The organism is Staphylococcus parequorum, assembly GCF_039237145.1.
GTDB classification, from domain to species: Bacteria; Bacillota; Bacilli; order Staphylococcales; family Staphylococcaceae; genus Staphylococcus; species Staphylococcus equorum_A.
The window spans coordinates 419,779-432,482 of record NZ_CP150682.1 but is presented as its reverse complement, the minus strand read 5'-3'; the positions used below and the strand labels follow the sequence as shown (position 1 = coordinate 432,482).

At 34.8% G+C, this 12,704-nt stretch carries 14 protein-coding genes; 11 read left to right on the top strand and 3 right to left on the bottom strand.

Going from position 1 to position 12,704, the window contains the following annotated elements; genetic code table 11:
* Positions 1–106: 106 nt before the first annotated feature.
* From AAA453_RS02000 to AAA453_RS01965, 8 genes are all read left to right on the top strand, one after another.
* On the top strand, positions 107–856 hold the full coding sequence (locus tag AAA453_RS02000) for a DeoR/GlpR family DNA-binding transcription regulator (protein WP_069816904.1): 750 nt from the start codon (positions 107–109) through the stop codon (positions 854–856).
* Between the two features lie 186 nt (positions 857–1,042).
* On the top strand, positions 1,043–3,148 hold the full coding sequence (locus tag AAA453_RS01995; protein ID WP_427705883.1) for a BglG family transcription antiterminator: 2,106 nt from the start codon (positions 1,043–1,045) through the stop codon (positions 3,146–3,148).
* 19 nt (positions 3,149–3,167) lie between these two features.
* Positions 3,168–3,635, top strand: a complete 468-nt coding sequence (locus AAA453_RS01990) for a PTS sugar transporter subunit IIA (protein ID WP_021338960.1) — start codon at positions 3,168–3,170, stop codon at positions 3,633–3,635.
* A 76-nt stretch (positions 3,636–3,711) separates the two neighbouring features.
* Positions 3,712–3,990: a PTS sugar transporter subunit IIB gene (locus AAA453_RS01985; RefSeq protein ID WP_021338961.1), complete on the top strand. Its 279-nt coding sequence runs from the start codon at positions 3,712–3,714 to the stop codon at positions 3,988–3,990.
* Between the two features lie 129 nt (positions 3,991–4,119).
* Positions 4,120–5,379, top strand: coding sequence for a PTS galactitol transporter subunit IIC (locus AAA453_RS01980; protein ID WP_021338962.1), 1,260 nt, complete (start codon positions 4,120–4,122; stop codon positions 5,377–5,379).
* A gap of 20 nt (positions 5,380–5,399) precedes the next feature.
* Positions 5,400–6,431: a zinc-binding dehydrogenase gene (locus AAA453_RS01975; RefSeq protein WP_069832547.1), complete on the top strand. Its 1,032-nt coding sequence runs from the start codon at positions 5,400–5,402 to the stop codon at positions 6,429–6,431.
* A gap of 54 nt (positions 6,432–6,485) precedes the next feature.
* Positions 6,486–6,641: a hypothetical protein gene (locus tag AAA453_RS01970; RefSeq protein WP_176721523.1), complete on the top strand. Its 156-nt coding sequence runs from the start codon at positions 6,486–6,488 to the stop codon at positions 6,639–6,641.
* Positions 6,642–6,677: 36 nt separating this feature from the next.
* Positions 6,678–7,715, top strand: a complete 1,038-nt coding sequence (locus AAA453_RS01965) for a galactitol-1-phosphate 5-dehydrogenase (RefSeq protein ID WP_069832546.1) — start codon at positions 6,678–6,680, stop codon at positions 7,713–7,715.
* 100 nt (positions 7,716–7,815) lie between these two features.
* Here AAA453_RS01965 and AAA453_RS01960 read toward each other — a convergent pair whose 3' ends face one another.
* The 3 genes from AAA453_RS01960 to AAA453_RS01950 form a co-directional block, all read right to left on the bottom strand.
* Positions 7,816–8,655: a YitT family protein gene (locus tag AAA453_RS01960; protein ID WP_069816892.1), complete on the bottom strand. Its 840-nt coding sequence runs from the start codon at positions 8,653–8,655 to the stop codon at positions 7,816–7,818.
* Between the two features lie 331 nt (positions 8,656–8,986).
* A complete protein-coding gene (gene fadH / locus AAA453_RS01955) occupies positions 8,987–9,751 on the bottom strand; it encodes a 2,4-dienoyl-CoA reductase (protein WP_427705881.1) in 765 nt (254 codons plus the stop codon).
* A gap of 254 nt (positions 9,752–10,005) precedes the next feature.
* Entirely contained in the window at positions 10,006–10,230 is a 225-nt protein-coding gene (locus tag AAA453_RS01950) for a DUF3955 domain-containing protein (protein ID WP_069816891.1), read from the bottom strand.
* A gap of 218 nt (positions 10,231–10,448) precedes the next feature.
* Between AAA453_RS01950 and AAA453_RS01945 the strand changes: the two genes are divergently transcribed.
* From AAA453_RS01945 to chrA, 3 genes are all read left to right on the top strand, one after another.
* Positions 10,449–10,913 (top strand): helix-turn-helix domain-containing protein, encoded by a 465-nt coding sequence (locus AAA453_RS01945; protein WP_427705879.1) that lies wholly within the window; start codon positions 10,449–10,451, stop codon positions 10,911–10,913.
* A gap of 224 nt (positions 10,914–11,137) precedes the next feature.
* Positions 11,138–11,440 carry a PadR family transcriptional regulator gene (locus AAA453_RS01940; RefSeq protein ID WP_107516837.1) on the top strand — a complete coding sequence of 101 codons (303 nt, stop codon included), beginning with the start codon at positions 11,138–11,140 and terminating at the stop codon, positions 11,438–11,440.
* Between the two features lie 24 nt (positions 11,441–11,464).
* Positions 11,465–12,619 (top strand): chromate efflux transporter, encoded by a 1,155-nt coding sequence (chrA, locus tag AAA453_RS01935; RefSeq protein ID WP_427705877.1) that lies wholly within the window; start codon positions 11,465–11,467, stop codon positions 12,617–12,619.
* The last annotated feature ends 85 nt before the right edge of the window (positions 12,620–12,704 follow it).

The window sequence follows — 12,704 nt, the reverse complement described above, 5'->3', positions numbered from 1 at the left end:
TTTTGATAATTAATGTGGTTTATATGTTGGTTTCAGTCTTTTTTTGTGAGATTAAAAGCGGTTTTATGCTATAATGATGACAATATATATTTAGGAGAAATTTATTATGAAGCCATTTGAAAGAAGAAAGTCACTACTAAATCATCTCTATTTAAACAATGTTGTTTATGTGAATAAATTAGCTTCTGAATTTAATGTTTCAGAAGAAACAATTCGTCGAGATTTAGAAAAATTGGAAAAAGAAGGTATCGTAGAACGGAATTATGGTGGCGCGAAACTAATCAAAACTGAAGAACTGCCTTATTCTGTAAGACATACGCGCAATAAAGATAGCAAAGTCATTATTGCTAAAAAAATTGATCAATTTATACAAAATGATACAAGTTTATTTGCTGATTCCAGTTCTACAATAAATGAAGCATTAAAGCGTTTTGCTATTTCCAATAAAAGAATTCATATCATAACAAATGCTGTAAACGCACTATATGAACTTAATCAAACATCTATGGAAATCAACTCAACAGGTGGCAAATTATTAAAACATTCTTCTGCATTAGTTGGTCCTCAAACGACAGAATCAATTAATAAATTCCATACTGATTATGCGATTTTAAGCTGTAAAGCCTTGTCTAAAGATGGCATCATCACCGACTCTAATGAATACGAATCTCACATTAAAGAACTCATGATCAATAAAGCCAAACAAGTTATTTTGGCAATTGATGCTTCTAAATTTGATGGCAATAGTTTAATAAGCTTTGGTCACCTATCCAATATCGACTATATCGTAACAGATACTGAATTTGATGACGAATGGAAAAGCATCCTAGAAAATCATTCAGTAAAGATAATATAATTTCTCTTTTTAACTTTCATATCTTATAATCAATGAATTAAGAATGAAATTATTAAAATAATAAACATATTATACGATAAGCACTTATCATTCCAAATGCGATGGTAAGTGCTTTTTCTCGTTCTAATCACAATGATGTACATAAAACGGAAATGCATTTGTGTCTAATGAGTGTACAACTCTTTGATGACCTGTGCTAAATTAGAGTCAACAACAAGGGAGGGATTCAAAATACAAGCAGAAAACTTTAATATCATTACCGAAATGATTAAAAATCCGAAAATTAAAGGCAAAGACTTAGAAGTAATGTTCAACATGTCTCGCAGACAACTTGGCTATCGAATCCAAAAAATCAATGAATGGTTAACTGAACAAGATTGCCCAACAATTGAACGCACAAGCCAAGGATTCTTCATCGTTGATGATATAATCAAAAATTTTCTTAATGTATCACTTGAACCTATTCCACAGGAAGATGAGCAAGTATATACTGCTTACCAACGCGCGCATCTCATTTTACTGATGTTGTTTAGAGAAGATGAAACATTGTCATTAAATCACTTTGCAATCGATTTAAAAGTAAGTAAGAACACAGTGTTAAATGATTTAAAAAAATTAAAATTATTACTAGAACCATATGATGTCACTCTGAAATATTCACGACAGGAGGGTTATTATTTAGTCGGTAATGAGTTTGAAATTAGAAGACTTTTAACACGCTTAATTGATAAAGTATTCACTTTAAATATTTCAAAAGATGATATTTTAACAAGTTTAGCTTTGCAAGAAGATAAACTTCAAATCATCGATCTTCAAATTAACAAAATAGAACAATATTTAGAGAATAATTTTATTGATCAAAGTACTGAGACATTACGTTATAAACTCTATTTCATCTTGAGAAGAATTCAACACGATAAGATCGTCTCACCTTTTTCAATTGGATACGATGACCTTTCCGACACTGAGGAGTATCAAGCGACCGAAATACTAACTTCAAACTATCCTGATATTCCTCGGCAAGAGAAATTATTTATAACATTGCAGCTCTTATCAACAAGTGTGCAATGGTCGGAATTAGATGATGTGAAAGTTTTACCGGAATTAAAAACTGCACTACAAAGCATGCTTGATCAATTTGAGAAAATTACTTTTATCACTTTTGAAGATCGTGAAACATTGGTCAACCAATTGTTGTTTCATATGAAGCCCGCCTTTTACAGAATTAGATATGAGTTATCTGATGTCGATAGTTTACAGAATAATCTGAAAGATGATTACAAGGAATTATTTCATCTTGTTAAACTCTCTTCCAAACCTATGGAAAAGTTCTTTAACCAACCATTACCTGATAATGAAATCGCATATCTAACCATACTCATTGGCGGTATTTTAAGAAGACAAGATGAAGACATCGACAAAAAAGTAAAAGCTGTGGTGGTTTGTACACAAGGTACGTCAATTTCTCAACTCATGTTACAAGAATTACGGAGTGTGTTTCCAGAATTCATATTTTTAGATGCCTTATCACTACGTGAATTTAATCAGTATACGCTAGACTTTGATATTGTCTTTTCACCAATGCACGTGATGACACACAAAAGATTATATATCACAAAGGCAATATTAACTGCCAAAGAAAAACACGATCTTCGTCAGTACGTATTCGGTCAACTCAACAATAATTTTGAGACAGACATACACGCTGAAAAGATGCTCGCCATGATACGTGAGCATGCAGATATTCATAACGAAGATGCTTTACTTAATGAAATTAAAAACCAATTTGATGATATTCATGCATACGCTTCAATCAAATCGTCTTCAATTTCGTTAAATGGTCATTTGAATTTACAAGATTTGTTGCCAGTACACCATATTCAATTTGCATCTCGTGTTTCAAATTTGGAAGAAGCAATTCGGCTTACAGCTGAACCACTTTCTAGTCAAAGCTATATAGATGTAAATTACATCGATTCGATGATTCAATCTTTCGACGATACTTATATGGTTATCAATCAAAACATCGCCATACCACACGCTGAGAACGAACAAAATGTAAACCGTACGTCTATGAGTATGTTGGTATTAGACGAACCATTGACGCTAAGTACAGGACGTAATGTACATGTCTTTGTAGTTATCGCAGCAACAGATAAATTCAAACATTTAAGACCCCTATTACAGTTACGAGATTTAGCACAAGACAATGAAAGTATGCAAAGCATCATACAAACAGATTCAAAATCACAAATATTTGAAACGATTAAACAATTTTCAAAAATAGACTAAAGCAAAGGGGTTGCGTCATATGGAAGGTTTAACAGTTGATGCCTCGAATGTTGTCATTGGTTTAGAGGCCACAACAAAGGAAGACGTCTTAAGTCAATTAGCCGATTTAATGCATGACAATGGTTACGTCAAAGCATCATACAAAGATGCAGTCATCGAAAGAGAACAATCATTTGCTACAGGGTTACCTACAGTATATTGTTCTGTAGCCATCCCGCACACAGATATCCAGCACGTGAATTCAAAATCAATCGGTGTGGCTGTCCTTAAAGAAACAGTTCCTTTCGTCATTATGGGCGAAGTTGAAGAAACAACGGATGTGAAATTAATCTTTATGCTCGCAATGGATAAAGAGGATGCACAGTTATCATTACTACAAAAATTGATGGGCATTTTCCAAAATGATCAAATACTTGAAACCATTGCCAACGCAACAGATAGCAATCAAGTCGTAGAAGTTATTGAGCAAGAATTAGCAGACGCATAATCATTCAATTTATTAATAAAAAATATAACAGGAAGAGAATTTAAATATTAAGTTCTCAAATTAGGAGGAAATTATTATGAAACAAGTATTAGTAGCATGTGGCGCAGGTATCGCAACTTCAACGGTAGTAAATAGTGCAATCGAAGAAATGGCAAAAGAGCACAATATCAAAGTAGATTTAAAACAAATTAAAATTTCAGAAGTTGGCGTTTACGCAGATTCAGCAGATTTATTAGTTACAACTGCAATGACGCAAAAAGAATACGACTTCCCTGTCATTAACGCACGTAATTTCTTAACTGGAATTGGCGTTGAAGATACTAAAAAAGAAATCTTAGACGCATTACAAGAATAATGAGTCATTTAATTTAACATACCGAATCAACCGTTGGGATAAATATCAAAAGAGAAGTTCATGGTTATATCAAAATGGCGTCTTAATTTATACCAACATCACTTTATATTAAAGAGGATGGTGTAAGGGATGAGTGGATTTGTAGATTTTATTCAAGCTTTTCTAGATTTAGGGGCAACAGTAATCCTTCCAATCGTTATATTTTTACTAGGATTATTCTTTAGGCAAAAAGTCGGTGCAGCATTTAGATCAGGTTTGACGATTGGTGTCGCATTCGTAGGGATTTTCTTAGTTATTGATTTACTTGTAAACAACTTGGGGCCCGCTGCCCAAGCGATGGTTAAGAACTTAGGTGTAAGCTTAAATGTTATTGATGTGGGTTGGCCAGCAACATCTTCTATTGCATGGGCATCTGTTATCGCAGCATTTATTATTCCTTTAGGTATTGTAATTAACATTGTTATGTTACTGACAAAGACTACTCGAACAATGAACGTAGATATTTGGAACTTCTGGCATTATACATTTATGGGTGCCATGGTTTACGCCGTATCTGATAGCATTTGGCAATCATTAGTGGCTGCAGCAATATTCCAAATCGTCTGTCTAAAAGTGGCTGACTGGACTGCACCAATGATGAGTGAGTTCTACGATTTACCTGGGGTATCGATTGCCACAGGTAGTACAATTTCATATGCTCCAGGTATTTTCTTAGTAAAAGGTTTACAAAAAGTGCCTGGTATCAACAAACTACATGCAGACCCAGAAACGATTCAAAAACGTTTCGGTGCATTTGGTGAATCCATATTCGTCGGTTTAGTACTTGGTTTAATCATTGGTTTGTTAGCTGGTTACAACGCTGGCGATGTTATCAACCTTGGTATGTCAATGGCTGCCGTTATGGTGTTAATGCCTCGTATGGTTAAGATTTTGATGGAAGGTTTAATGCCTGTTTCCGAATCTGCACGTACTTGGTTAAACAAACGCTTTGGGGATCGTGAAATCTATATTGGTTTAGACGCTGCGGTTGCATTAGGCCACCCAGCAGTTATCTCAACAGCTTTAATTTTAGTTCCGATCACAGTATTATTAGCAGTTATTTTACCTGGTAACCAAGTCTTACCATTTGGTGACTTAGCAACAATTCCATTTATTGTCGCATTTATCGTAGGTGCTGCACGAGGTAATATCATACACTCGGTTATTGTCGGCACAATTATGATTGCCATCTCTTTATATATCGCAACAGATGTTGCACCGATATTCACAAGCATGGCAGAAGGCACTAACGTAAACATGCCATCTGGCTCATCTCAAATTTCAAGTCTTGACCAAGGTGGTAACATCTTAAATTACATTATTTTCAAATTCTTTAGTTTATTTAATTAACAGATAGGAGCTGACATTACATGAAAGCACTCGTTAAAACTGAACCAGGATTCGGGAATCTAGAAGTCTTAGATAGAGAGATACCTTCACCGAACGCAGATGAAGTAAAAATAAAAGTCCATTATGCAGGTATTTGTGGTACGGATGTGCACACGTATGAAGGTCATTATAAAGTGAACTTTCCAGTAACACTTGGCCATGAATTTTCAGGAGAGGTTGTAGAGACAGGCGCTAATGTCACCGATTTTAAAATTGGTGATCGCGTCACTTCTGAAACAACATATTACATTTGTGGTGAATGTGAATATTGTCAAAGTGGTGATTATAACTTATGTAATCATCGTAAAGGTTTAGGCACACAACAAAACGGTGGCTTCACACAATACTTAGTTGCACGTGCAGCGAGTGTCCACCGTATTCCTGACAATGTTTCATATAAAGCAGCATCTATGACGGAGCCATTAGCTTGTGCCCACCATGCCGTTTCTAAAATTGAAATACAGCCTGACGATGTCGTAGTTGTTATGGGGCCTGGACCTATTGGATTACTTGTCGCGCAAGTCGTTAAAAGTAAAGGTGCAGAAGTCGTAATCACTGGATTAGATAATGATCAAACAAGATTAGATAAGGCAACAGAACTTAAATTAGATCATGTCGTCAATATTCAAAATACTGATTTAAAAGACTATGTAAACAGTATTACCAATGGTTATGGTGCAAACGTAGTTTTAGAATGCTCTGGTGCAGTACCTGCCGCCAAACAAGGTTTAGATATCTTACGTAAAAAAGGACAATATGTCCAAGTTGGTATCTTTAAAGATCCAGAAATTTCTTTTGATTTAGAAAAAATCATACAAAAAGAAATACGAATGGTCGGTACGAGAAGTCAAAAACCAGCCGACTGGGAACCTTCTTTACAACTGTTAAGCAGTGGTGATGTCAATGCTGAAGCATTAGTCACAAATGAACTTGATATTACGCAATGGGAAGAAGGCTACAACCATATCAAAGGTGGAGAAGGCATCAAAGTACTCCTTCGCCCTATCGATTAACTTGTTTTAAATAATCATCATTTAGCACTTAAATGATATAAGGAGATAATTATTATGGTAGAACATATGTTAGATTTCATGCTTGGGCCATTGAGAGGTATTACAGATTTATATATGGATAACTTACTTTATTGTAATATAGTCGTTTTTCTTGGTTACTTCGGCGCAAAATTTTTTAAAAAGAAAAAAGTTACTTCTGAACAAAATTAATGCGCTTATTATTCAGAAGATAAGAGGTGAAATACTTTGAAAGCTTTGAACCTATACGGCATTGAAGATTTAAGGTACGAAGAAACAAAATCTCCTGAAATTGAAGACAGTAATGATGTCATTATTAAAGTGATTGCAACTGGTATATGCGGTTCGGATAATTCCCGCTATAAAAAGTTAGGACCTTATCGTGAGGGCATGACTTTTGGGCATGAATTTTCAGGAGTTGTGGAAAGTATAGGCAGTAACGTAAATCATGTGGCAGTTGGCGATGCAGTCACGGGTTGTCCAGCTATCGCTTGTCACGCCTGTGAACAATGTGAGAAAGGTGAATACTCTAGATGTGAACATTTATATGTTATTGGCTCTTATGAACCTGGCTGTTTTGCAGAATTCGTTAAACTACCTGCAAATAACGTCTTAAAATTGCCAGCTAATGTAGACTTTGATACAGCTGCTATGGTCGAGCCTTCTGCAGTAGTAGCACATGGGTTTTATAGAACAAGCATGAAACCTGGTGCAACGGTAGCTGTTATAGGGTGTGGCAGTATCGGTTTACTAGCCATTCAATGGGCTAAAATATTTGGTGCTGCTAAAACGATTGCGATTGATATCGACCCAGATAAACTAGCAATTGCTAAGACGCTCGGTGCAGATTATACGATTAATTCTAAAACAGAAAATTTAGATGACGTCATCGCTACTATTCCTCATAACATAGATGTCGCTGTTGAATCAGCAGGCTCACCATTTACGATTGGACAAGTCTTAACGTTACCAGCTAAGGGCGGGGAAGTCTTACTGCTAGGCATACCTTACTCCGATATTGAAATGGATCGTGTTCATTTTGAAAAAATATTACGCAATGAACTTAATGTTATTGGATCTTGGAACGGCTTATCCGCCCCATTTCCAGGCGAAGAATGGCATGCGTCCCTTCATTACATGTCTACAGGAGAGATTCAAGTGGATCCGATGATTTCAGATCGCTTAGATTTAGCAAAAGGTCCTGAAACATTTGATGCATTAGTTAATAAAAAGAAACATTTTGATAAAGTAATCTTCCACCCATAATTAAAATCTAACATTGCCATAATTATTATAAAAAAGTCCTAACACTGCTGACAGTATTAGGACTTTTTCAATGCGTATTGATACCCACACATATTTTACATTACTGTACTTTCATAAAGCCATTCCCCAAGACATCTCGCACATCATGAATAACAAGAAAAGCATTTTCATCGTGAGCATTAACGATTTTCTTAATTCTTGATAATTGGTTTTGTGGTACGACAACATAAAGCACATTCGTCTCTTTTCGTTCATAGCCACCGACTCCATTCAATAATGTTGAACCTCTACCAGTTTCTTTATTAATCCCCTTACTAATTTCATTATTATAATTTGAAATAATTGTAATTGCCTTTTTAGGATTAAAACCTTCTATTACAAATGACATACTTTTCTCAACTATAAAAAGCATAACAATGGTATATAAAACATTTTGCGCGGGAAGGATGATTAAGAAAGATAGCACAATGATTGAATCAAGCATAAACAACGCTTGAGAAGTTTTGATTTCAGTATATTTATTTATAATTTTAGCAATAACAGATGTGCCACCTAATGTACTGCGTGCTGAGATTACAAGTCCAGTACCGACACCAAGTAGTAAGCCGCCAAACACTGTATTTATAAAATCAGATTCAATCTGCATATTAAATGATTCAGTTAGTCCTAAAAACATTGAGCTCGAAATTACTGTAATCAATGTGTAAACTGCTGTCGTTTTACTTAAATATTTCCAACCTACCGCAATTAATATCATATTTATAATTAGAGAGGTAATTGCCGGTGATAAGCCTAGTGTATATTTTAGATTTAACGAAACACCAACCGTACCACCCTCCCCAAAATTAGCAGGAATTACAAACACATTAATACCTATACCTATAAGAAATGTCCCTAAAATACAGAAACATATATTTTTAAAATGAATTTTGTACAACATCCCAATAACACCTCATTTCTTTTATTTGAAAATCACTCAATTCTACTGTTTTATTTCATTTATATTGATCGGCTAGAAAGACCGACATAAAAAGAAACTTTTCAGTTATTAACCAAAAAGTTTCGAAAGATATAATTTTTGTTATTTTTTTAGCACAAGTATATATGATAGTAGAAATAGTCATTTATTTCAATTGAATTAGGTTAATTTGTTTTATAAATTGTAATTGAATCCGTTGTTTTTATTATATATTAGCAATAGTGTTGAATTTAAAAGACAAATTAAACGATATGACGCGTCCAATTTGTCTAATATATAAATTGCGAATTGCTTAAAACGCATTCTGATTGAGCCATTGTCCGCCATCCATAGTCATGCAAGCGCCATTAATATAGTCTGCATCACCTGAGAACAAGAATTTAGCCAAGCCTGCAATTTCTTCAGGTTGACCCATTCTACCTACTGGCACACTATCTAGTGTCTGTTGACGTGCTTCTTCAGATAGACTTAATTTTCCTGCTCCACCCGTATTTTCGATTGGTCCAGGTGCAATGGCATTCACTGTAATACCATATTTAGAACCCCATTCCACTGCAAGTGTTCTCGTCATTGCAAGGACGCCAGCTTTGGCACTTGCCGAATGAATAACGCCCGGACCAGATCTCCAAGCATACGTCGCAACCATGTTCAAAATACGACCTTTCTGACCATTTTTAATCCATTCTTTACCTACTGCTTGTGTACAATACCATGTACCATTTAATACAATATCTACAACTGAATTCCACGCATTAATCGATAAATCTTCTGCAGGGCAAATAAAATTACCTGCTGCATTATTCACAAGACCATCTATCTGTCCAAATGTTTTTACAGTCTCATCTACTGTATACTGCACACGCTCTGGATCACGTACATCCATATCTATACACAGCACTTGACCTTCATATTGTTCAATTTCCGCTTTAGCAACTTCAAGTCGTTCTAATGAGCGACCTGTTATAACTACTTTGGCACCTTCTTCAGCAAATCGTTTCGCCATTGCTTTGCCCATGCCACTACTACCGCCCGTTATCATCATCACTTTGTCCTTCATTTACATTCTCCTTTTAAAAGCTTGATTTAATATGATTCAAATAAATTAGTAAGCGCTTACATATTATTGTACATTAATTTTACTTTTTTAGTAAATCATCTTATTTTAGTTTTTAAAAAGATTGCTATTAAATTGAAAAAAGTAAGAAAGAAACCAAGCTTAGAAATTTGGTTTCTTTCTCGCTCTACAAGGATTACTAGATATTAAAATTTACAACATAACATGTTTTATTTATGACCTAGATGCTTAAAATATTATTGTTTATGCTGTAAAAAACGATGATATAAATATTTTCCGGCAGTTACGAACATTAATAATAACCCCAATGCCACAAATATAAAACCAAATTCCACTAAAAACCATGGTTCACGTAAGGTGCCATCTTGATCAACATGACTAGGTAAAACAATAAATAGCCCTCCCATTAAAATTCCAAAAATCATGCAAAAAATACTTGAAAAAAATAATTTTTTACTCATAATCTGTATATAACCTCCTAAATTTATTAGCCAATTAGCTGGCTGCTTTCAAGTTTTTATTATCAAACATAGAATTAATTAATAAAAGAAAGCATCACAAGACATAGCTGTTTTAAGCGACAGTATGTCTTGCGGGAGGTGTAAAGTGTTGCTTGCAATCGCATAACAACAGCTTTTTACGAAGAATCTAACGCTATAGAGATTGGAGGAAAGATCGTATGGATTTTGGAAATCAAATTAAATCGATTAGAAAAGAGCATCAACTCACACAAGAACAACTTTCCGAACAGCTTAATGTATCCAGACAAACAGTATCAGCTTGGGAAAATAATAGATATTTACCAGATATAGAAATGATTGTCCATATCGCTAAAACGTTCCACTTGTCACTCGATGATTTAATCTTAGGCGATGATGTTATTAAAGATAAGCTCGTTAATGATGGGAAAAGTATCAAACGCATACGTCTAAGCATTGTAAGTATGATTTTAATTTTAATTGGTATCACCTGTGCGATACTTTTCTTAGTCATACCCTCTTACGTTTCACAAGACGGCATACTGCATGAGCCTTGGTTCCTCGTACCCCTTGGATTGTATGCGTTGATAGGCGGTCTCATCGTAGGACTTATCAATTTAATGTTAATATTCATGAGTCACTACAAACATTCACGTCGCAGTTAAAAAATATCCTCCCCATTATATAAGACTTATTTCAAAACAATTATTTAAAGTTGTTTTGAAATAGGTCTTTTTCATTAACAAGAGTTATCCACTATCTATATTACAAAATATGATAAATTCTTAAATTTTATGTAAATTCAACCTCAGACAAAAGTATAAATGTTACATTGAAATCGAAATACGATATCGCTTTTCGATATATTAATTAGAGAGGATGAATGTATGTGGAATCAAAATTAGAAAGACGTATGTTTTTAGGGTTTATTTATATTCACATTTTGCATCATGCAAGTGAACATCCTATCTATGGTAGTTGGATGATTGAGGAACTTCAAGAACACGGTTATACAATGAGTGCTGGTACGTTGTATCCCCTCTTACATAGTATGGAAGACGAAGGATTACTTGTTAGTGAGAAAAATGTGGTTGCAGGTAAACAACGCAAGAACTATATCATCACTTCATTTGGTAAAGAAATGTTAGCCAAAAGCCAACAAAAATTAAAAGAACTTGTTGGCGAAGTATAATTTATAAATTGGGAGGTTATGCTAATGAAATATCTTGAAGTCTTTTTGGTCGCGCTAAGATTAGGTTGTACATCTTTTGGTGGTCCAACAGCACATCTCGGTTACTTCTATGATGAATACGTTAAACGTAGGAAGTGGCTCACAGAACAGCAATATACAAATTTAGTCGCGTTATGTCAGTTTTTACCTGGTCCTGCAAGTAGCCAGGTCGGTTTTGGTATCGGCATAACGAAGGCAGGTTTACTTGGTGGTGTTATTTCATTTATTGGTTTTACATTGCCTTCAGTCATTGTATTAATGTTTTGTGCGACGCTGCTCCTTGCTTACAGCAGTGATTTAGGTTGGACGCATGGTTTGAAATTAGTTGCAGTTGCCATCGTGCTTAATGCCATTATTGGCATGGGCAAGAAGCTTTTGCCTGATGTGAAAACAAAGCTTCTTGCACTATTTACCTTAGTTATGGCAGTCACAGTGATTCACCCTATGTCACAATTGGGTGCATTGATTATCGTGGCGCTTGCTGGATTAATACTCTTTAAAGAAAATGATGAAAGTAAACCATCAATAAAGATATTCAATATTCCTAAATTGGTTGGTGTTATTGCACTTACACTCTTTTTCAGTTTTTTATTAATTTTACCTATTATTAATTTCTTCACAACCAATTCATGGGTGAGTATGATTGATCATTTTTATCGCTCAGGTGCACTTGTTTTCGGTGGCGGCCATGTTGTTCTACCATTATTAGAACAAGCATTTGTCGCAACAGATATGATCAGTGCGAACGACTTTTTAACAGGTTACGCATTAACACAGGCAGTGCCGGGTCCATTATTTACCTTTGCAGCATATATCGGTACCGTTATGTCTGGCATTCCAGGTGGCATTGTCGCAACAATCGCTATTTTTTTACCTGCCTTTTTACTATTAATTGGCGTTTTACCATTTTGGGAACACGTGCAGTCGAATCGCTATGCTAAAGCAATGTTAAAAGCGGTCAGTGCTGGTGTAGTTGGTATTCTAATCGCAGCACTGTATGATCCTATTTTTACATCATCCGTCAATTCACACATGGATTTCGCATTTGCTGCCATATTATTTGTATTGCTAGCATACTGTAAAGCCCCGTCATGGCTAATTGTAATTTTAGGATTAGCACTGGGTATCATGTTTTATTAAATTTTTTAATCATTTTTTAATAATTCTTTAAGCAATTGTAAACCCCCATACCATAGTCTAAGAGTATCAATTAATTAAGACTATA